Annotated in this window: 22 protein-coding genes; 18 read left to right on the plus strand and 4 right to left on the minus strand. The window is 64.4% G+C overall.

Going from position 1 to position 21117, the window contains the following annotated elements; translation table 11 throughout:
* The 14 genes from FJ960_RS06925 to FJ960_RS06990 all read left to right on the plus strand — a co-directional run bounded on the left by FJ960_RS06925 (position 1) and on the right by FJ960_RS06990 (position 13344).
* Positions 1 to 618, plus strand: a complete 618-nt coding sequence (locus tag FJ960_RS06925) for a hypothetical protein (protein ID WP_140712718.1) — start codon at positions 1 to 3, stop codon at positions 616 to 618.
* Positions 615 to 2021 (plus strand): MotB family protein, encoded by a 1407-nt coding sequence (locus FJ960_RS06930; protein WP_140712720.1) that lies wholly within the window; start codon positions 615 to 617, stop codon positions 2019 to 2021. The genes FJ960_RS06925 and FJ960_RS06930 overlap by 4 nt, the downstream gene beginning before the upstream one ends.
* A complete protein-coding gene (locus FJ960_RS06935) occupies positions 2018 to 3373 on the plus strand; it encodes a chemotaxis protein MotC (RefSeq protein WP_140712722.1) in 1356 nt (451 codons plus the stop codon). The genes FJ960_RS06930 and FJ960_RS06935 overlap by 4 nt, the downstream gene beginning before the upstream one ends.
* 278 nt (positions 3374 to 3651) lie before the next feature.
* Complete coding sequence (locus tag FJ960_RS06940; protein ID WP_246672645.1) at positions 3652 to 4746, plus strand: flagellar hook-length control protein FliK; 1095 nt, start codon at positions 3652 to 3654, stop codon at positions 4744 to 4746.
* Entirely contained in the window at positions 4679 to 5263 is a 585-nt protein-coding gene (locus FJ960_RS06945) for a transglycosylase SLT domain-containing protein (protein WP_181166653.1), read from the plus strand. Before FJ960_RS06940 ends, FJ960_RS06945 begins: the two co-directional genes overlap by 68 nt.
* A 212-nt stretch (positions 5264 to 5475) precedes the next feature.
* Positions 5476 to 6144: a response regulator transcription factor gene (locus FJ960_RS06950; protein ID WP_015315897.1), complete on the plus strand. Its 669-nt coding sequence runs from the start codon at positions 5476 to 5478 to the stop codon at positions 6142 to 6144.
* A 79-nt stretch (positions 6145 to 6223) separates the two neighbouring features.
* A complete protein-coding gene (locus FJ960_RS06955; RefSeq protein WP_140504155.1) occupies positions 6224 to 7483 on the plus strand; it encodes a flagellar hook protein FlgE in 1260 nt (419 codons plus the stop codon).
* A gap of 27 nt (positions 7484 to 7510) precedes the next feature.
* On the plus strand, positions 7511 to 8962 hold the full coding sequence (gene flgK, locus FJ960_RS06960) for a flagellar hook-associated protein FlgK (protein ID WP_140712726.1): 1452 nt from the start codon (positions 7511 to 7513) through the stop codon (positions 8960 to 8962).
* Positions 8963 to 8965: 3 nt separating this feature from the next.
* A complete protein-coding gene (locus tag FJ960_RS06965; RefSeq protein WP_140712728.1) occupies positions 8966 to 10009 on the plus strand; it encodes a flagellar hook-associated family protein in 1044 nt (347 codons plus the stop codon).
* Between the two features lie 32 nt (positions 10010 to 10041).
* Positions 10042 to 10389, plus strand: coding sequence for a flagellar biosynthesis regulator FlaF (flaF, locus tag FJ960_RS06970; protein WP_140712730.1), 348 nt, complete (start codon positions 10042 to 10044; stop codon positions 10387 to 10389).
* The gene (flbT, locus tag FJ960_RS06975) at positions 10386 to 10829 is read left to right on the plus strand and encodes a flagellar biosynthesis repressor FlbT (protein ID WP_140712732.1); all 444 of its coding nucleotides are present in this window, start codon (positions 10386 to 10388) and stop codon (positions 10827 to 10829) included. The genes flaF and flbT overlap by 4 nt, the downstream gene beginning before the upstream one ends.
* Complete coding sequence (gene flgD / locus FJ960_RS06980) at positions 10829 to 11236, plus strand: flagellar hook assembly protein FlgD (protein WP_140504163.1); 408 nt, start codon at positions 10829 to 10831, stop codon at positions 11234 to 11236. Before flbT ends, flgD begins: the two co-directional genes overlap by 1 nt.
* A 13-nt stretch (positions 11237 to 11249) precedes the next feature.
* Positions 11250 to 11516: a flagellar biosynthesis protein FliQ gene (fliQ, locus tag FJ960_RS06985; protein ID WP_140504165.1), complete on the plus strand. Its 267-nt coding sequence runs from the start codon at positions 11250 to 11252 to the stop codon at positions 11514 to 11516.
* Between the two features lie 184 nt (positions 11517 to 11700).
* The gene (locus tag FJ960_RS06990) at positions 11701 to 13344 is read left to right on the plus strand and encodes an MFS transporter (RefSeq protein WP_140712734.1); all 1644 of its coding nucleotides are present in this window, start codon (positions 11701 to 11703) and stop codon (positions 13342 to 13344) included.
* A 23-nt stretch (positions 13345 to 13367) separates the two neighbouring features.
* Here FJ960_RS06990 and FJ960_RS06995 read toward each other — a convergent pair whose 3' ends face one another.
* A complete protein-coding gene (locus tag FJ960_RS06995; RefSeq protein WP_140712736.1) occupies positions 13368 to 15149 on the minus strand; it encodes a chloride channel protein in 1782 nt (593 codons plus the stop codon).
* 291 nt (positions 15150 to 15440) lie between these two features.
* Between FJ960_RS06995 and FJ960_RS29420 the strand changes: the two genes are divergently transcribed.
* Positions 15441 to 15776, plus strand: coding sequence for a hypothetical protein (locus tag FJ960_RS29420; protein ID WP_181169737.1), 336 nt, complete (start codon positions 15441 to 15443; stop codon positions 15774 to 15776).
* Positions 15777 to 15817: 41 nt separating this feature from the next.
* Here the strand turns inward: FJ960_RS29420 and FJ960_RS07010 are convergent, their stop codons facing one another.
* Positions 15818 to 16117, minus strand: coding sequence for a putative quinol monooxygenase (locus FJ960_RS07010; protein ID WP_140504171.1), 300 nt, complete (start codon positions 16115 to 16117; stop codon positions 15818 to 15820).
* A 115-nt stretch (positions 16118 to 16232) separates the two neighbouring features.
* Here FJ960_RS07010 and flhA point away from each other — a divergent pair, with 115 nt between their 5' ends.
* From flhA to FJ960_RS07025, 3 genes are read left to right on the plus strand one after another with little or no spacing between them, the layout of a single operon-like run.
* Positions 16233 to 18320 carry a flagellar biosynthesis protein FlhA gene (gene flhA, locus FJ960_RS07015; protein WP_140712738.1) on the plus strand — a complete coding sequence of 696 codons (2088 nt, stop codon included), beginning with the start codon at positions 16233 to 16235 and terminating at the stop codon, positions 18318 to 18320.
* Entirely contained in the window at positions 18317 to 19069 is a 753-nt protein-coding gene (gene fliR / locus FJ960_RS07020; protein WP_140712740.1) for a flagellar biosynthetic protein FliR, read from the plus strand. Before flhA ends, fliR begins: the two co-directional genes overlap by 4 nt.
* A gap of 1 nt (position 19070) precedes the next feature.
* Positions 19071 to 19454, plus strand: coding sequence for a hypothetical protein (locus FJ960_RS07025; RefSeq protein ID WP_140712742.1), 384 nt, complete (start codon positions 19071 to 19073; stop codon positions 19452 to 19454).
* Between the two features lie 30 nt (positions 19455 to 19484).
* On the opposite strand, the gene FJ960_RS07030 is transcribed toward FJ960_RS07025, so the two are convergent.
* Positions 19485 to 20354, minus strand: a complete 870-nt coding sequence (locus tag FJ960_RS07030; RefSeq protein ID WP_140712744.1) for a DUF1194 domain-containing protein — start codon at positions 20352 to 20354, stop codon at positions 19485 to 19487.
* A gap of 46 nt (positions 20355 to 20400) precedes the next feature.
* The gene (locus FJ960_RS07035; protein ID WP_140712746.1) at positions 20401 to 21096 is read right to left on the minus strand and encodes a hypothetical protein; all 696 of its coding nucleotides are present in this window, start codon (positions 21094 to 21096) and stop codon (positions 20401 to 20403) included.
* Positions 21097 to 21117: the final 21 nt, after the last annotated feature.

Genomic DNA, 21117 nt, shown 5'->3' on the forward strand with positions numbered 1-21117 from the left:
ATGCCCTCCGCAGCCCTCTTCGATCTTCTCCCTGATTTCGGCACGCGCGCGCAACGCGCCAGCCAGCCCCAGGCCGCCACCGAGCACAAACCCGAGGCGGCACCGCCGGCCGATATCGGCACGCTGATCGCCGAAGCGGTTGCCCAGTCGGAGGCAGCGCTCGGCGAAAGGCTTGCCGCGACGCATGAAGCAGCGCTGGAAGCGGAACGCCGGGCCAATGCCGAGGAAGCGAAGGCCTTTCTCGACAGCTTCGGTGGCGATGTCGGCAAGGCGGTCTCGTCGCGGCTCGACGCCATGGAGGCGCGCGTGACGGATCTTGTCGGCGCCACGGTCGCCCGCATCATCGGCGGCGTGGTCAGCGACGATCTGCGGAAGCGCTCGCTTGAAGCGCTCGCCGGCGCGGTCCGCGAAGCCGTCGGCGATGGCGAAGCCGTGCGCATCACGGTCCGCGGGCCGCTCTCGCTGTTCGAAACGCTGAAGGCATCGCTTGGGCCGCGTGCCGAAAATCTCGACTTCATCGAGGCGCCCGGCTTCGACCTGACGGTCACCATCGACGAGGCCGTGTTCGAGACGCGCATGGCCGAATGGTCGGCAACACTTTCCGAGGTGCTGTCATGAGCGTCGCCGATGCCGATCATGGCAGGCACGAGATCATCATCGTGCGGCGCGGGCATGACGACCACGACGAAGGTCACCATGGCGGCGTCTGGAAGATCGCCTTCGCCGACTTCATGACCGCGATGATGTGCTTCTTCCTGGTCATGTGGCTGATCAATGCCGCCAACGAACAGACCAAGGCCGCCGTCGCCAGCTACTTCAATCCCGTCAAGCTGGTCGACCGTGAGTCGAGCCGCAAGGGCCTCCAGGATCTCGGCAATGGGCCGCGCTCGGTCGGGCTGATGGCCGACGACCCGCAGGAAGCGACAGCCAAGGCCGGGCAGGACGGCAGCGGCGCCGCGGGCTCATTCGACCGCAAGCAGGAAAAGCAGGAGCCGCAGCAGTCGCCACAATCCGACGAGCATCTTTTCGCCGACCCCTATGCGGTGCTCTCGGAGATCGCCACGGATACCGGCGTCATGCAGAATGTCAGCCAGAAGGGCGATGGCGGCGCGCAGAATTCCGGCCCGGCGACGGGTGCCTCGGGCGGCGCGTCCTACCGCGATCCCTTCGAGCCGGACTTCTGGTCGCAGCAGGTCGCCGCGCCCGGCGCCGAGGCGAGCGCCCAGCGGCCCAAGATCGAGGGCGACCCGCTCAAGTCCGGCGACAAGGCGGCCGAGACTCGGGTCGCCAAGGTCAAGGCCGTGCCGCCCGCACCGCCGGTCAAGGACGCACCGCTCGAGCCCCTGGCCGGAGATGGCAGGAATACCGCCGCGACAATGGTCAAGACGGGCGATGCCAAGACGGGCGATGCCAAGACGGGCGATGCCAAGGCCGGCGATGCCAAGGCGGGGGATACCAAGGCGGGCAACGCCGACGCTGGAGACAACAAGGCCGCTGATGCGGTCGCAAAGCAGGAGGCCGCAAAAACCGAGGCGGCGGACAAGGCTCCGACCACCGCCGCGCTGAAGGCGGCTGCCGACGTCAAGCAGCAGCTCGCCGATGCCTTCAAGCCCGGTGACAAGCTGCATGACGGGGTCTCGGTCGAAGCCACCGACAAGGGTGTCGTCATCTCCATCACCGACCAGCTCGACTTCGGCATGTTCGAGGTCGGGTCGGCGGTGCCGAGTCGCGAGCTGGTGCTGGCGATGGAAAAGATCGGCCACATCGTCAACAGCCAGAAGGGCACCATCAGCATCAACGGCCACACCGATGCGCGCCCTTTCCGCAGCGCCAGCTACGACAATTGGCGGCTGTCGACGGCGCGGGCGCACTCCGCCTATTACATGCTCGTGCGCGGCGGCGTCGATGAACGCCGCATCACCGAGGTTGCCGGCTTCGCGGATCGCCAGCCCAAGGATCCGGCAGACCCAATGTCGGCGGCCAACCGCCGCATCGAGATCCTGATGGCGACCGGCGGATGAAGCGGCCGGCGCTGACCAGCCGCCTGATGGGCCTGTTGCTGCTGGCCACGGCATATCCGTCGGCGGGCTTTGCCCAGGATATGCTGCAGCCCTATCAACTGGTGCGCTCATTGCAGCTCGTCCAGGACCGTATCGCGGCCGGCGATCACGCCGCGATGCCGATGCAGGCCAAGCTGCTCGAGATGACCGATGCGCGGTTGCGCGCGGCCGATGCCGAGGATTTCAAGGATCCCAGGAATTTTCGCGCGCTCCTGGTCTACGGCATGAGCGGCGGCAATCCGGTAACCGTCGAGGCGGCCGTGTCGCGCGCCGCCTCCGATCCGCGCAACCTTGCCATGGCCAAAGGTGTGATCGACTACCTGAACGGCCGGCCCGGCGAGGCGATCGAAGCCCTGAGGCCGATCGATCCGATGGCTCTGCCAGGCGATCTCGGCGCGTTCCTCGCCTTGGTCAAAGGCTCGCTGCTTGCCACGGACCAGCCGGCGACCGCACTCACGCTGTTCGACGAGGCCAAGCTGCTCAGCCCCGGCACTCTGGTCGAGGAAGCGGCGTTGCGGCGCTCGGTCGGCATTGCCGTGACGCAAGGCGACGCGGCACGGTTCGCGCTTGCCTCCACCCAGTATGTCGAGCGCTATCTCTATTCGCCTTACGCCAGCCAGTTCGCCGACTCCTTCGTCTCCGGCGTCATCGCCCTGCACATGTCGATCAGCCAGGACAAGCTTGCCGACATCACCTCGATGATGGATCCCGAGCGCGAGAAGGTGATCTATCTGCGCATCGCCCGCCGCGCCGCGATTGACGGCATGAGCGACTTGTCGGCCTTCGCCTCGGCACGGGCCGAGCAGGGTCGCGACGGCAACACCAATCAGGGCGATCCGCGCGCCCTGCTCTATTCCAGCCTGTCCACGGTGACCTCCGATACCATCGAGGACGTGCGTGCCAAACTGGGCAAGATCGACCGCAGCAGGTTGTCGGACGGCGACCGCGCCTTGCTCGACGCGGCCCAGACCATCGCCGGTGAAGTGGTGGCGCCGCCTGCCTCCCCTCCGGCCGCAAATCCGGCGCCCGCCGCGGTTGTGCCATCGCCCGAACCCGAGGTTGCGGCCACCGATGCCGCCGGATTGCCACCTGTCGAGGGCGCTGTCCCTGAACAGACCGCCGTTACGCCATCCCTGGACGCAGCAGCGGCTGCGCCGAACGCATCCACGCCTGCAACCGATGCGGCAACCGTCCTACCGGCACCGGCGGCCTCGGCCAGCGCCGACACGACAGACCCGACCGACGCCGCCATGACGAAAACCCGTCGACAGCTAGACCTGATCGACCAGATGCTTGGAGCCGCCCCGAAATGACCCCCAGCCTCGGTCCGGCTCTGCAAGGATTCACCGCCGTGCGCACGGCCGAGCAGCCGGCCGCGTCGGGAAAGAAGGACGACACCGGTTTCGGAGAGATGGTGCACGGCGGCGCGAGCCCTGCCCATTCGGAGAAGCAGCCACCGGCCGAGGCGGGCTCCCGCGATCCGCGGTGGACCAGGCTTGCCGCGGAGCTTGCGGCAAAGGCAGGCGAGGACAAGCCGATGCCCGCCGGCAAGGCAAGGGCCACGCCGAGCGGATCGTCTGCCGCGAAATCCATGAAGGACGGCAAGGACGCCGGGACGGACAAGGATGCCGATGCCGAAGCGCCCGCCGCCGATCCGGGCGCAACGCCGCTCGACGGGCATCTGCCGCTGCTGATGGCGTTTCATGACCTGCGCCATTTCTCGACATCGACCAAGTCGGCCGACTCGAGCGCGAGCGAAACAGGACAGGGCTCTGCTATCGATGGACAGCTTCCGTCGAAGGCCTATCGACAGAAATCCGCTGCGGGGCGTGACGGTCTTGAACCCATGTCCGAGCCTGAGCGGGTATCGCTCGTCGACGGGCCGTTGACGAAACTCGACGGCAAGCTCGTCCGCGATGCCGCCGGCGCGCCGAAACACGACAATGCCATCGTTGCCGGCCCGCTGCCCGAGGCGCCCGCGGAGGTGCCAGGCATGGAGACGGAACAGGCGCCGCCACAGCTGAAATCCATCGCCGACCTTCAGTCCTCATTGCGGTCCGAGCCGGGAAAACAGCAGTCGGCGGCGGCACGCATCGACGTGGTTTCCGAACGCAGCTTTCCCGCGCCGCCGCAGGCACCGATGAGCCAGGCAGCCCTCAACGTGATCGGCGCCATTTCAGCCGATGGGGGCCCGAACCAGACGCTTTCCACGGCTTCCGCGACAGCTCAACTGACGGGCTCTGTTGCCGTTCCGACACATGTGTTGAAGATCGAACTTCACCCGGCCGAACTGGGCATGGTCACGGCCCATCTTCGGCTCTCCGGAGAACAACTGTCGATTGAATTGAAACCCGAAACACACGATGCCTATCGCCGGCTTTCCAGCGACAGCGAGGCGATCGTCAAGTCGCTGCGCGGGCTGGGCTTCGAGGTTGATAAGGTCACCATCATGCAACCCTCGGTCGCAATTCCCTCTACAAGCCGGACGGATACAACCGCCTCCGTGAGCGCTGCACCCGGCCGCGATCCATCATCCTTCCAGCCCGGAAATTCCGGCGGCGGCAATAATGGAGCCGGCGGCCAGCAGTCGGGTCAGCAATCCGCAAGGGGTAACCATGATGAAGCGCAAGCACACGGCCGCGCCGCTTCGCCTTCTCGCGAGCGCGCTGGCGATATATTTATCTAGCCTCGCGAGCAGCGCCGGCGCCGCCACCAATCCTTGCGAACCCGAGATCCTGCGTGCCGCCGACCGCTATGGCGTACCCGCCGGCATCCTCTATGCCGTCGGATTGACGGAAACCGGCAACAAGGGCAGTCTTCAGCCTAATGCCTTGAACATAGAGGGAAAAGCAGTCTTCCCGAGAAGCCGGGCCGAAGCGCTTGCCGCCTTCGCCAACGCCCAGCGCGAGGGCAAGACGCTGATCGATCTGGGCTGCATGCAGATCAACCATCACTACCATGCCTCGCATTTCCGCAGCGTCGAGGACATGCTCGACCCACGCCAGAACGTCGACTACGCGGCAAGCTTCCTGGCCAGCCTCCATGCCCGCCATGTGACCTGGTCGATGGCCGTCGCCCGCTATCATGCCGGTCCCGACAACGATCCGGCGCAGAAGGTCTATGTCTGCAGGGTGATCGCCAACATGGTGGCCACCGGCTTCGGCAAATGGACCACGAACGCTCGCGCCTTCTGCAACCCATAAGCGCATTTTCTGCTTCTAATACGTCAACTCCCTGGATGCGAAGCGGTCCATTCGACCTGGGCTCACAAACATATCTGGCGGCGCGCTAATGCAACCGCTCCGATTCCAGACTCCCAAGAAACTAGTTACAAGAAATGACGGTTGTTCAGGATTCTCGCCAGCGGATACGCCTTTCCCCACGGGGCAAATGTGCTGATTCGGAGGCGGGGCCGATGATCGTTATCGTTGACGAGCGAGAGCTCGTGACAGAGGGCTATAATTCACTTTTCGACCGCGAGGGGATTGCCTGCGCCGGTTTCGCGCCGGGCGAATTCGGCGAGTGGGTCAACTCGGCCGCCGACACCGATCTGCGATCGGTCCGGGCCTTCCTGATCGGCGACTGTCGCGACGGCGCGATCTCGCCGCGCCAGATCCGCGACCGCACCGGAGCTCCGGTCATTGCGCTCAGCGAGCAACATTCGCTGGAAAACACGCTGCGGTTGTTCGAGAGCGGCGTTGACGACGTCATCCGCAAGCCGGTGCACATCCGCGAAATCCTGGCCCGCATCACCGCCATCCGCCGACGCGCCAGCGAGGACGTCGCCTATACCGAGATCGGTGCCATGCGCATCTTCATGGACGGCCGCGATCCCGAGATCGACGGCCAACCGCTGCCCTTGCCACGCCGCGAGCGCCGCATCCTGGAATATCTGGCGAGCAATCGCGGCCGCCGCGTCACCAAGACCCAGGTGTTCAACGCCATCTACGGCATTTTCGACGAAGAGGTCGAGGAGAACGTGGTGGAAAGCCACATCAGCAAACTGCGCAAGAAGCTGCGCGAGAAGCTGGGCACCGACCCGATCGATTCCAAGCGCTTCCTCGGCTACCGGCTGGTGTTCTGATGCGGCACCGCGCCAGCCTCGCGCAAGACAGGAGGCCTAGCCTCGAAGCCAGTGGCAAGGATATTGCGGAGACATCTCGATGAGCCTCTACGGAATGATGCGGACTGGCGTTTCCGGCATGAACGCCCAGGCAAACCGCCTGTCGACGACGGCCGACAACATCGCCAACTCCGACACCACCGGCTACAAGCGGTCCTCGGCCGAATTTTCGACGCTGATCATGCCGTCGACCGGCGGCGCCTATAATTCCGGCGGCGTCACCACCACGATCCGCCAGGCGGTCAGCGATCCGGGCGTACTTCAATACACGACCTCGGTCTCCGACCTTGCCGTCAGCGGCGATGGCTTCTTTGTCGTCCAGGACCCGAGCGGCACGCCCTTCCTGACCCGCGCCGGCGCCTTCGTACCCGATGCACAGGGCCGGCTGGTCAATGCCGCCGGTTTCCAGCTGATGGCCTACAGTTACGCCAACGGCACGCCGGCAGCGACCGTGAACGGCTTCGAAGGTCTCGAGCCCGTTGTCATCTCCGACCAGGGGCTGACCGCGACGCCGAGCACCCAGGGCAATTTCAGTGGCAATCTGCCGGCAGGTGCGACACCGGTCGCCGCCGGCAACCTGCCCACCACCAACACCGCAGGCGCGCAGTACACCTCGAAATCGTCGATGGTCGCCTATGACAATCTCGGCAACAAGAGGCTGCTCGACGTCTATTTCACCAACACCGGCGCCGGCACCTGGCAGGTGGCGGTCTTCGACCAATCGAAGGCGACGGCCGGAACTGGCTTCCCCTACGCTGGCGGCGGTGCACTGGGAACGGCCAACCTGACCTTCGATACCACCACCGGCAAGCTTACCGGCACCCCCACCGACGTTTCGTTCACAGTGCCGGGCGGCGCCAGCCTCGATCTCGATCTGTCGGCGCTCACACAGCTCGGCACCGGTTTCACCGTTTCCGACGCCCAGGTGAACGGCAACGCGCCGAGCACCATCGACAAGGTGCAGATCAGCAAGGACGGCACCATCTACGCCCAGTACAAGGACGGCACCTCCAAGCCGCTCTACAAAATTCCGCTGGCCGACGTGCAGAGCCCCGACCAGCTCAAGGCGCTGCCTGGCAATGTCTACGCCCAAGGCACCGACTCCGGTGCCATCCGTGTCGGTTTTGCCAATGAAGGCAAGCTTGGTTCGATCATTTCCGGCGCGCTCGAAAATTCCAACGTCGATATCGCGGAGGAATTGACCGACATGATCGCGGCTCAGCGCAGTTACACCGCCAATTCCAAAGTCTTCCAGACCGGTTCCGATCTGATGGACGTCCTCGTCAACCTGAAGAGATAAACCGGGCTCCGCCCGTGAAAGACCAGCATGTCGCTTTCCTCCGCACTGAGCATCGCCCAATCGGCGCTTCTAGCCACCTCGCGGCAGACAAGCGTCGTCACGCGCAACGTGGCAGACGCCGACAATCCGAACTATTCGCGCCGCATCGCGCTCGTCACCAGCACGACGCCCGGCGCGCGTTCGGTTGATGTCCAGCGTGCGGCCAACGACCTGCTGTTTCGCCAGAACCTCGGCGCTTTGTCCGCCTACGCTGGCCAGAATGCGCTCTACAGCGGCATGGATCAGCTCGACGTTTCAGTGAATGGCGTCGACAACGCCTCCTCACCTTCGACCGCCATTGCCAATCTGCAGCAGGCGCTGCAGCTATACGCCACCTCGCCGTCCAACCAGAATCTGGGCTCGAGTGTCATCGACGCGGCCAAACAGGTCGTGCGGTCCCTGAATGAAGGCTCCAAGGCCATTCAGGATTTTCGTACCCAGACCGACGGCCAGATCGATACCGCCGTCAAAGATCTCAACTCGCTGCTCAACCAGTTCCAGGATGCCAACACGGCGGTCATGTCCGGAACCCGTTCCGGTACCGACGTTTCAGATGCGCTCGACCAACGCGACGCATTGTTGAAGAAGATCGCCAATTACATTCCGGTATCGACCTTCACGCGTGGCGACAATGACATGGTCATCACTACGGGCGACGGCACGACATTGTTCGAGACGATCCCACGTACCGTCAGCTTCGCCCCATCTTCGGGCTATGCCGCGGGTGCGGCTGGCAACACGGTCTATATCGACAATGTGCCGGTCTCGGCGGGCAGCGGCGGCAACACAACCGCCAGCGGCACGATTGCCGGTATGCTGCAATTGCGCGACGGCGTCGCCTCGACCATGCAGAGCCAGCTCGACGAAACCGCGCGCGGCCTGATCACCGCCTTTGCCGAAACCGCACCGTCGATGCCCAACGCGGCGGGCCTGTTCACCTGGTCGGGCGCACCGGCGGTGCCAGCCGCGGGCACGCTCGTCGATGGCCTTGCTGGAACGATCAAGATCAATGCCGCGATGGACCCCAGCACCGGCGGCAACCCGACATTGCTGCGCGACGGCGGCGCCAACGGCGCCGCTTACGTCGCCAACACTGGCGGAGCTTCATACTCCAACCTTCTGGTCGCCTATGGCGACCAGCTCGACAAGCCGATGACGTTCGATTCCTCGGCCGGGATTTCGGCAACCTCCAGCGTTGCCGACTACGCCGCCAATTCGATCGGCTGGTTGCAGGGCGTTCGTCAGCAGGCTTCGACCGCCGCCGACGCCAAGGAAGCCCTGGCACAGCGCAGTGCCGATGCCTTGTCCAACGCAACCGGCGTCAATGTCGATCAAGAGATGTCGCTGATGCTCGATCTCGAGCACACCTATCAGGCATCCGCCCGGATGATGAAGACCGTCGACGACATGATGACGGCCCTGTTGAACGCGGTGGGATAAGCCATGACCTTTGTCTCCTCTGCTGCCCTCACGAATGCCATGCGCTATCAGCAGATGCGCATGCAGGCCGATCTCGTCAAAGCCACGAAGGAGTCCTCGACCGGCAAGGTCGCCGATGTCGGTCTGGCACTTGGTGGGCGCACCGCCCAGTCCGTCACTTTTTCGCGCGACCTCGACCGGCTCAACGTCATTGTCGATTCCAACGGACTGGTGGCCGCCCGGCTCTCATCGACCCAGACCTCGCTCGGCCAGCTCTCCAACGTCGCGCAGACTTTCCTGTCCAGCCTGACCACCGCATCGTCGGGTGACAACTCCGACAGTCTGACCCAATCGACCGGCCAGACAACTATCCAGCAGCTTACGTCGATCCTCAACACCAGCGTTAACGGCGAATATCTGTTCGCTGGCACCAACACCGACGTCAAGCCCATCAACGATTTCACGGCCCCCGGTTCTCCCGCCAAGGCTGCCTTCGACGCCTCCTTCGTCGCCAAATTCGGCTTCACGCCCAATGACCCGGCCGCAGCCAACATCACCGCGGCCCAAATGGACGATTTCATCACCAACGATGTCACGCCGCAGTTCCTCGGCGCGGGCTGGCAGACCAACATGTCGAATGCCACCGACCAGCAGATCGTCAGCCGCATCGCGCTCAACGAAACCACCGAGACCTCGACCGGCGCCAACAGCGACGGCATCAGGAAGCTCGCCATGGCGGCGGCCTTGATCTCCAGCCTGATGTCCACCAATATCAGCCGGGCGGCAAAGGACAGCATCGTCGGCCACTCGCAGGTGCTGGTTGGCGAAGCGCTGAGCGGCATCGCGCAGGTCCAATCCCAGACCGGCATCGTCCAGAAGCGCGTCTCCGACGCCAGCGACCGTATGAAGACGCAGATCGACCTGTTCGAACGGCACATTCTGGATCTCGAAGCAGTCGATCCGGCCGCAGCCGCGACCCGCGTCGCCGACCTGACGCAGCATATCGAGACGTCTTTCGCTCTGACGGCGCGCCTGCAGCAGCTCAGCCTGTTGAATTACCTGACCTGAAAGCACTCTGAACCGGAACGGTAGAGCCAACGATGTACCAATTCTCCTACGCCGACGTCCAAAGCACCTCCGTCACGGACGCCAAGGACCGTGAGCGCGAGCTGCTGACCCGCTCGATCGACATGCTGTCGGCTGCGGCGGTGGCCGGCCAGGATTCGATGGAGGCCGTGGAGGCACTGAATTTCACCAACCGCGTCTGGACTGTCTTCGTCCAAGACCTTGGCTCCAGCGACAATGCGCTCCCCAAGGAATTGCGCGCCAACCTGATTTCCATCGGCCTGTGGCTGCTGCGCGAGGCCGAGGACATCCGCCAGGGCCGCACCGACAATTTCGAGGGGCTGATCGAAGTGTCCCAGATCATCCGCGACGGCATTCAATGACGAACACGCTGAAGATATCGCTGAAGCCCAATGAGAAGATCTACATCAACGGCGCGGTCCTCCGCGTCGACCGCAAGGTCACCGTCGAGCTGATGAACGACGTGCAGTTCCTGCTCGAGAGCCATGTGATCCAGGCCGACGAGGCGTCGACGCCATTGCGGCAGCTCTATTTCATCGTGCAGGTCATGCTGATGAACCCCGCTGGTGCCGATGAAGCACGCGAGATGTTCCGCCGCTCGCTGCCGCTGCTCATTGCAAGTTTCGAAGACGCCGAGATCAGCAACGCGCTGAAACAGGTCGACCGCATGGTCGGCGAGGATCACATTTACGAGGCCTTGAAGGCGATCCGTTCGCTTTATCCTCTCGAACGCCGCGCGCTTGGCGGCAATGACGACGTTCCGGGTGCCGCGCGCCCGCTGGCCGTGGGGGCACGATACTGATGACCGTGGACATGACGACGACGATACCGGCTGGCGCCAACCAGACCACCAAGTCGACCTCGAAGACAGCGGTCGACTATCAGTCCTTCCTGAAGCTTCTGATCGCGGAGATGAAGAACCAGGATCCGACCAAGCCGATGGATTCGACGGCGTACGTCGCCCAGCTCGCCACCTTCTCCCAGGTCGAGCAATCGGTACAGAGCAACACCAAGCTCGACCAGATCATGCAGTCCTCGGCGCTGTCGCAGGCCGACGCTATTATCGGCCGCTCGATCACGTCGGCCGACGGCAAGACCACCGGAATAGTGGCTTCGGTGACGCTCGCCAGCAGCGGACTGATCGCAGTGCTGCAGGACGGCACCCAGGTCCCCGTCGGCGCGGGCGTGTCGATCAAGCCGGCGAGCTAGGCCAACCGCCGACATGAACGAAGCCGACGCTCTCGACATCGTCCAGTACGCGGTTTGGACGGTGCTGACGGCATCCGCGCCGGTGGTGCTGGTCGCAATGGCCGTCGGCATCGGCATAGCCTTGATCCAGGCGTTGACACAGGTCCAGGAAATCACCTTGACCTTCGTGCCCAAGATCATCGCCATTATGCTGGTGGTGGCGCTTACGGGCCCCTTCATCGGCGGCCAGATATCGGCCTTCACCAATGTCATCTTCGAGCGCATCCAGAACGGTTTCTGAGCGATTCCAGAAAGGGTGCTCGGCGCCTTCCGGCACGAGCGTGTGGCCCTTCGCTATCCCCTTGTTGGACCATGATCTTGCCCGCAAGGCATTCGCGCTTTGCGCCGTGATGCCATAGTTTCGGCAAATCATGCGGGGAAACGGATCACCGCAAGGATCGGCACGCCGTGGCAGGAACCCGCCCATGATTGACGAAAAGCCGGATAGCGAAAGCGTCTCGGCGCTGGCGCCGTTCCGGCACGGCATCTTCCGCGCCGTCTGGGGCGCAAGTCTCGTCTCCAATTTCGGCGGCTTGATCCAGGGCGTCGGCGCCGCCTGGATGATGACCACCATCGCCACCTCGCCCTATCAGGTCGCCCTGGTCCAGGCTTCGACCACCTTGCCGATCATGCTGTTCGCGCTTGTCGCGGGCGCCATCGCCGACAGCTTCGACCGCCGCAAGGTGATGCTGGTCGCCCAGACCTTCATGCTGGTCGTTTCGGTGCTTCTGACCGTATTCACCTATCTCGACCTGATCACGCCGTGGACGCTGCTGGCCTTCACCTTCCTGATCGACAGCGGCACGGCGCTCAACAGCCCGTCATGGCAAGCCTCCGTCGGCGACATCGTTCCGCGCAACAAGGTGCCTGCCGCCGTGGCGTTGAATTCCATGGGCTTCAACCTGACCCGCAGTGTCGGCCCCGCGATCGGCGGCATCATCGTCGCGGCCGCCGGTGCGGCCGCCGCCTTCGCGGCAAACGCGGTGAGCTATGTCGGCCTCATCGTCGTGCTGGCACGCTGGAATCCGGATCTACCGGTCTCGACCCTGCCGCGCGAGTCATTGGGGGCCGCCATGGGCGCCGGCCTGCGTTACGTCGCCATGTCGCCCAACATCGGCAAGGTGCTGGTCAGGGGCGCGGCCTTTGGCTTCAGCGCCGGCGCGGTGCTGGCGCTGCTGCCGCTGGTGGCGCGCGACGTCGTCAAGGGCGACGCGCTGACCTACGGCATCATGCTGGGCGCCTTCGGCATCGGCGCCGTCGGCGGCGCGCTGATCAGCGTGCGGCTTCGGCAGTTGCTCTCCAGCGAGACGATGGTGCGCTGTGCCTTCGCCGGCTTCGCTGCCTGCGCCTTCAACGCCGCCATCAGCCAGCATGCCTGGCAGACCTCGCTCGGCCTGCTGGTCGGCGGTGCCTGCTGGGTGATTGCGCTCTCGCATTTCAACGTTACCGTGCAGATGGCGACGCCGCGCTGGGTGGTCGGCCGGGTTCTGTCGGTCTACCAGACCGCCACCTTCGGCGGCATCGCGTTGGGCAGCTGGATCTGGGGTGTGGTCGCCGACGCGCATGGCGCCGAGACGGCGCTGATCGCCGCGGCCATCGCCATGCTGGCCGGCGGTGCCATCGGTCTAGTGCTGCCGCTACCACAACAGCAGGTGCTCAACCTGGACCCGCTCAACCGCTTCAAGGAGCCGCACCTCGCCCTCGACCTGAAGCCGCGCAGCGGTCCGATCGCCATCATGATCGAATATGTGATCCGGCGCGAGGACGAGGCGGAATTCCTCGCCACCATGGCCGAGCGCGGGCGCATCCGCCGCCGCGACGGCGCCCGAAACTGGACGCTGGCGCGCGATCTCGAAAATCCGTCGATCTGGATCGAGCATTATCACACGCCGACCTGGCTCGAATATGTCAGGCACAATGGCCGCATCACCCATGCCGACGCCATGGTCGGCGAACGCTTGCGGGCGCTGCACTCAGGCGACGAGCCGCCGCGCGTGCGCCGCGTCATCGAGCGTCCGACAACCGCCGGCACGGCGCTGGTGCCGGCCAAGGGACCGATCGAGCACTGACGAGTTCGGAGACCGCGGGCTCCTTACCCTTCCCCCGACAGGTCCCGGCGCGCCTTTTCGAGTTCCTCGGCATAGCGCCGCATCAAATGGCCCTCGGTCAGAAGCCCGAGCACAATGTGGTCGGCGAAGTCCTCGACCACGGCCAGTTCCTCGGCGCCGGCGCGCTGGAAGGTCTCGGCGGCGGCCTGCACGTTCATGCTGGGCACCAGGACGGCATCCTTGTACTGGGCAAGATCGCGCACCGGCACCTCGCCTCCGGAGGGATCGCTGTGCAGTTCGGCCACGATCAGCACGCCGACATACTCGTCCCCCGGGTCGACGGCGATCACGCGCTGGGCCGAACCCAGCGGGAATTCCTTGCGGAAGGCGGCCAGGGTCGTCGAGGCGTCGATGGTCTTGATGTCCTTGCGCATCATCGAGCCGACGGTCAGGCTGCGCATCCAGCCGACATCGTGGGCGCTGCGGATCGTCTCGCCGCGCAGGTGGAAGCGCCAGGTCGAGAACGAGTAGCCGAAGGTCTCACGCACCAGGATCGCCGCCATGATCGAGGCGGCCAGCACCACGCCGGTGAGCGTCAGGTCACGGGTCGATTCCAGCGCCAGGAAGGTCATGGTCAGCGGGCCGCCGACGACACCGACGGCGAGCGACGTCATGCCGACGACGGCGGCGACGGAAGGGTCGATGCCGGTCGCCGGCGAGACGAGCGCCATGACACCGGCGAACGACTTGCCGAGCAGCGCCCCAAGGAACAGCGAGGCGAAGAACAGTCCGCCGCGAAAGCCCGAGCCCAGCGAGATGGCCGACGCCGCCAGCTTCAGCACGAAGACGCTGGCCACCACCGCCAGCCCGTAATTCATGGCGAACTCGCGATGCAGCGCGCCGTGGCCGCTGGACAGGACCTGCGGCGTGATCAGGCCGAGGAGGCCGACCAGGACACCGCCGATGACGGGGCGCAGCGAGGCATCGACGGACAGCCTGTTGAACCCGCGCTCGATCAGCGTCACCAGATGCATGATGGCGATCGAGGCCGCGCCGCCAAGCAGGCCGAGCAACAGGAATGGTACATATTGACTGGCGGTGAGTTGCGGCAACCCTGAAAGCTCGAGCGGAAACGGTACGCCGCCGAACACTTCCGCTGTCAGCGACGCCGAGATCGCGGCGGTCAAGACAGGCGCGACATTGGCGACCGAGTAGATGCCGATGACCAGCTCGAAACCGTAGAAGGCGCCGGTCAGCGGCGCATCGAAGGCGGCTGATATGGCGCCGGCGGCGCCGCAGCCGACGAGGATGCGGACATCGTTGCGGCGCAATCGGAAGGCACGCGCCAGCCGCGAGGCGACCCCTGAGCCGATCTGCGTATAACCGGCCTCCAGGCCGACCGAAGCGCCGAAGCCGCTGGAAATCATCGTCTGCACGACGATGATGAAGGTATCGGTGAGCGACATGCGCCCGCCATAGAGCGCGTTGGCCTCGATCGGGTCGACCGGCGTGCGGAATTTCCGAAGCCTCAGCCAGACCACCGATATCCCAAGCAGGATGCCGCCGATCGCGGGGATCAGCGCCTGCATCGGATTGGCAAGCGAGAACATGCCAGACAGGCGTCCGCCGGGCTGGACACCAAACAGCAGCCCGTGCAGGTCCTGCACGATCTGGCTCATCGCGGTGACCAGTATGCCCGCCATGATGCCGACAACGCCCGCCAGGATGACCACGGCGATGCCGCGCGCCTCCAAGAGAGGGACTGACCTCAGAAGCACCGCGCGCAGCCGGCGGGCGTAGACTTGGGGTTGGTTTCTGGAAAGCACCGGGACGGCTCGCCGATATCAAAGGCAACGGAAGACCCGCCTGATACGCCGGGCGGCACGTCGTGACAACCACAATGCCGACATCAAAGGCGCCAATATGGCCGCGATGCCGCCTGACCCGGCCGTTCCCGTCCCGGGCGTGGAAAGCCACCGGCGCGGTGGTCAATCCGGGATCGTCAGCGGCCGCAATCGTCATAGGCAATAAAGGTCGCCAGCAGTTCGGCCGGCTCGGTGGTGCTGGCATTCTCGGCGACGAGATGGATCGCTCGCAAACGGGCCTGATTGCTGATCATGTCGATGTCTCCGGGCGGATTGGTTCAGGCGGGCAAGCGGAAATCGGCGCGCCAGCCGAGTTCCTCGGCCGCCTTTCGCGTCGAGACGGCCTCATTGGGTTCGGCCACGTTGAAGATGCCGGGCACGCCCTTGTCCAGCGCAAGCCGCACGCTGTTCCATGGCCGCATCCATCATATCGAGCTCAGCGCCAGCGGACAGGCCCTGCTGCGGCGATGCTGGGACCGTGTGCATGCGATCGAGAGCGAACTGACCGCCGGCCTGTCGGCGCCGGAGGAACGAGCCGTCAGGCGGTGGCTGGTCGGCGTTGCCACCGCAGACACGGCCGAGACCTGATTGCTTGCTGGCGGCCGGCAAGGATCCGGGCGCCGGACCGCTCAGGTCGGCATGGCTTCGCCGGTCTCGTAGAGCATGAGATTGCGTTCGCCGATGCCGAGGCCCGGCCAGCTCCCGCGCCAGTCGGCGATGTGCGGCGAGCGGAAATGCGCATCGAGTGCCGGCCTGTCGCGCCATGCCTCGGTGACCCGGATCAAGCCGGGATCAAGCACATCCTGCGCATAGGAATATTCAAGGCAGCCGTCCTCGGCCCGGCTGGCGCGAACCATGCGTTCCATTACCGGCCTGGCCTCGTCGAGCCTGTTGGGCGGCAGGCGGATCGTACCGATGATCAGCAGCATGAATTGTCCTTCGCGAGAGAGTCGATCCGGCCACTCTCCCACCCTCGCGCAAGCTTGGCCAGCTACCCTCGCCGGGCTGTCGCATGCTCGGCAGCCCTGTGGTTCGAGGACGAGAATGGCGATCAGCGAAAGCATCCAGCCCGGCGTGGCGGCCAAGAACGGCCGCGACATCTTCTTCGCGCTCGGCATCGTCATCATCCTGGCCGTGCTGTTCCTGCCGATCCCGGCCTTTCTCATCGACATCGGGCTGGCTTTCTCGATCGCACTTTCGGTGCTGATCCTGATGGTGGCGCTGTGGATCCAGCGGCCGTTGGATTTCTCCTCGTTCCCGACCGTGCTGCTCATCGCCACCATGCTGCGCCTGTCTCTCAACATCGCCACCACGCGCATGATCCTGTCGCATGGCAATGAGGGCACGCACGCCGCCGGCTATGTCATCGCCGGCTTCTCCAAGCTGGTCATGGCCAGCGACTTCGTCATCGGCCTCATCGTCTTCATGATCCTGATCGTGGTGAACTTCATCGTCATCACCAAGGGCGCCACCCGTATCGCCGAGGTCGGCGCACGCTTCACCCTCGACGCCATCCCCGGCAAGCAGATGTCGATCGACGCCGACCTCTCCGCCGGCATGATCGACGACAAGACCGCGCAGCTGCGCCGCCGCGAACTGGAAGAGGAATCCTCCTTTTTCGGCTCGATGGACGGCGCCTCGAAATTCGTGCGCGGCGACGCCATCGCCGGCCTCATCATCACCGCCATCAACATCGTCGGCGGCATCGCCATCGGCTACATCAGGCACGGCATGGGCATGGGCGAGGCCGCCGACGTGTTCATCAAGCTGTCTGTCGGCGACGGTCTGGTCACCCAGATTCCGGCGCTGATCGTCTCGCTGGCCGCCGGCCTGCTGGTGTCCAAGGGCGGCACGCGCGGCTCGACCAACCAGGCCGTGTTCGGCCAGCTCGGTGCCCATCCGCGCGCGCTCTACGTGGCGGCCGCACTGCTGGTGCTGCTCGGCCTGATGCCCGGCCTGCCACTGTTCCCGTTCTTCGCGCTCGCCGCCGGCATGGCTGCCCTCGGCTATGTCATTCCGATGCGCCACAACCGGGCAGCCGCCGAGGCCGAGGCGCTGAAGAGCCAGGAAAAAGCGAGCAAGGCCGAGGAAGAGAAGAATTCGGTCAAGGCCTCGCTCGCCACAGCCGAGATCGAACTCCTGATCGGCAAGCAGCTTTCGACCCGGCTGCTGGTCTCGCATCAGGAACTGGTCTTCCGCATGTCCAAGATGCGCAAGAAATTCGCCCAGCAATACGGCTTCGTCGTGCCGGAAGTCCGCGTCGCCGACGACTTCGCCATCCCGCCGAAAAGTTATCAGATCAAGGTGCACGGCACCGTGGTCGCCGAATATTCGATGCGCGTCGGCGAGATCATGGTGCTGCTCGGCAACCGCGACATCCCCGAAATCCCCGGCGAGGAAATCCGTGAGCCCGCCTTCGGCATGCGCGCCTACTCCGTCATGGAGACCTTCGCCGAGGATCTGAAGCGCGAGAACTTCACCTTCGCCGACAACATGTCGGTGCTGCTCACCCATCTCTCGGAAGTCATCCGCAACAACCTGCCGCAGCTCCTCTCCTACAAGGACATGAAGGCGCTGCTCGAACGCCAGGACCAGGAATACCGCAAACTCGCCGACGAGATCTGCACCACCCACATCTCCTATCCCGGCCTGCAGGCGGTGCTGAAGCTCTTGCTTGCCGAACGCGTCTCAATCCGCAATCTGCATCTCATCATCGAGGCCATTGCCGAGATAGCGCCGCATGTGCGCCGCACCGAACAGATCGTCGAACATGTGCGCATCCGCATGGCCCAGCAGATCTGCGGCGATCTCTCGGAAAGCGGCGTCCTCAAGGTATTGCGCCTCGGCAACCGCTGGGACCTTGCCTTCCACCAGAGCCTCAAGCGCGACGCCAAGGGCGAGGTGCGCGAGTTCGACATCGATCCGCGCCAGCTCGAGGAGTTCGGCCAGGACGCCACCAAGGCGATCAAGAAACATCTGGAAGCCGGCGAGCGCTTCGTGCTGGTGACAGCGCCCGACGCCCGCCCCTATGTGCGCATGATCATCGAGCGCCTGTTCACCACGCTGCCGGTGCTCTCCCATGTCGAAATCGCAAAGGGCGTCGAGATCAGGGTGCTCGGGACCATATCGTGAGCGTTCTCTCGCAGGCCGTCGTCATCGCGGCGTTTCTCGCTTTCTGCCGCATCGGCGCCTGCTTCATGCTGATGCCGGGCCTGTCCAGCGCCCGCGTTCCGGCGCAGGTCAGGCTGTTCGTCGCGGTCGCCGCCACCGGCGGCCTGCTCGCCTTCCTGTGGGACAAGATCTTTCCGTTCGTCGATCCGCGCCCGCAGATCCTGGTGCCGATGATCATCTCGGAGCTGCTGGTCGGCGGGCTGATCGGCGCCATGACCAGGCTCTACATGGAAGCGCTGCGCTTCATGGGCTCGGCCATCGCCATGCTGATCGGCTATGGCGGCTCCGGCGGACCGGCGATCGAGGAGCCGGAACCCCAGGCGGCCCTTGCCGCCATCATCTCGTTCTCGGCGCTGCTGATGCTGTTCGTCTTCGACTTCGACCACGAAATCGTCCGTGCCTTGGTAACGTCCTACACGGTCGCGCCGGTCAATGTCTTCTTCAACCCGCAGGCCGCACTGGTCGACATCACCGACACCGTGTCGGACACGTTCTTCCTGGTCATCCGCCTCGGCAGCCCGTTCGTCGCCTATGCCATTCTCGTCAATCTGACGATCGGCTTCGTCAACAAGCTGACCCCGCAGATCCCGATCTATTTCATCTCCCAGCCCTTCGTCATCGCCGGCGGCATGCTGATCTTCTATTTCGCCATCGGCACCATGCTGTCGCTGTTCGTCGACGGCTTCGTCGACCTCACACTGGCAAGGTGACATGAGCACGCGCAAGGACCGCTTGAGGAAACTAGTCAAGGTGCAGGAACAGCTGAAAGCCTTGCACGAAACCCGCCACGCCGCCTTCGTCGCCGCGGCAAACGCCGCCGAGACCGAAGCCCGCGAATTGATCGGCCATTTCGACCAGGACAATTCCCTCTCCGGCCTGTTCCCCGATCTCTATCATCGCCGCATCGCCCAGGCCGTCGTGCGCCAGGAGGAAAGCCTGGAAAGCGCGAGGAAAGAGGCCGGCCTCATCGCCGCGGCAAGCGCCCGCACCAACATGGTCGAGCGCGCCTACAAGGACGTGCGCAACCGCGACGAACGCGAGAGATCAGACCGCGAGCGCCTGGACCTGATCGCCCAGAAGCGGGGCGAGGAGTAGTGCCGGAGCCCGATCGTTGGCCCGAACTCATCAAGGTTGCGTAGAGAGTCCATCCGCCTGCCGGCTAACGTCCATGCTTACTTCCGTAACCAGCTTGCGGCGAAGGGCCATCACATAGTCGCTCGGTCCCTTCGGCGTTATAACGAAGGCTTGGGAACCGCCAATGACCGATTTGGCGAAATAGGATGCCAACGGTTGATCGGGATCCTCATCCTGCGTTGGAATGGCGATCGCGTTGATCGTATACCCCTTGGCAACGGCGTTCAGCCTGCTCGGCTGAACAGGAAGCCCATCGTTATTCTCGCCGTTGGCCGAGATGTCGATTACTTTCTTTGCTGCCGTTCCCGGAAACTGATCGAGCAGAAGGCTACCGACGTCAATAGCCGACGATACGGACGTTCCGCTCCGCCCCCGGCGAGCGAAGCCGGTATCTCCCTTCTTGCTGATCACCGACGCGGCCGCTCTGGCGTCTTCCAGCCCGCAGATGTTTGTCCACGGCAGCACGACGCGTGAGTGTCCGGGACTTGACCACTCAAAGTAGGCAATGCTGATGCAGCCGACGTAATTGCGCGCGATGGCGGCGATGATCTCTGGAGAAGTGAGTGCCGCGGCATGACCTTCGCGCTGTAGATCGGCGACCTTTGGATCAATCGAGGATGAGAAATCGACAGCGAATACTACGGCAACATCGACATTGGCCGCCCAGGCCCGCGGCGCCCAACCCACCGAAGCTGCAAGTGTCCCTACCAGCGCCAAAAATAGGCTGGCACGCTTTGCCGGCCCTTCGGCTGACCGCTCTGTCGCCGATGTCAGGGTGCCCCTGCATATCGCGCACGCCTGCTCGCGAAAAGAGGCCGCTACGGACAGGGCACCTACGCCCCGATGCATACTACCCAACATGTTATTCTCCATCTCAAGAACGGGCATTTTTTCAAACAGTCATTTTTCAACGTGTGGAAATCTCGCGAAGAGCCTTGCTCCGCGCGCCGAGCAGCAGCAGATCCGCCTTGGTCCATAGAAGGTAACAGCCCAGCAAAGTCAGTTGCATCGCGAGCGCCGCGAAGGACTCGCCCGACCAGACCCGCGGGAAGGTCCCCCCGAGGGCTACGGTTGTCGCCAGCATTGCCGGCAACCGGCTGGCGAGCACTGCGCTACGGAAGGGATCGGGCCAGGCGACCGGCCATAACGGAAGCGGCGTGCCCGTCCCATGAATGGCGCTGCCGAATTTACCCAACGCATGCAGCAGGCCGGAAGTCGCCGCCAGTAAGGGATCGCCGAGCAGCAGCAGGGCAGCGCCGAGCCCGAGCGCACCTATGCCTGACAGGAAGTCGCCCAGACGGTTGAGGGCGGGATCGGGAGCATCCGGCCCTGACCATGCCCGGTGATAGGCCTCACCGCCCAAGAAGAAAACCAGGGTAGCCAGGGTCAGCGAAACACTGCCATGGCTGCCGGCGAAACAGTTCATCACCGCGGTGGTGACGGCGCTTCCCTCGTGCAATTCGACCGGCACCGTGGCAATCTGAATTGCGACACCCACGACGATGCCGAGCGCATTGCCGCTGTTGTAATAGCCGCCGGGTCCCTTCACGCGGGCGCGAAGCGCCGCCACCAGATATGCGATCGGAGCTGCCCGAGCGGTCATCGCGGCGACCTCGCGACAAGC

Origin of the sequence: Mesorhizobium sp. B2-3-11 (assembly GCF_006442215.1) — a bacterium.
Lineage (GTDB): Bacteria > Pseudomonadota > Alphaproteobacteria > Rhizobiales > Rhizobiaceae > Mesorhizobium > Mesorhizobium salmacidum.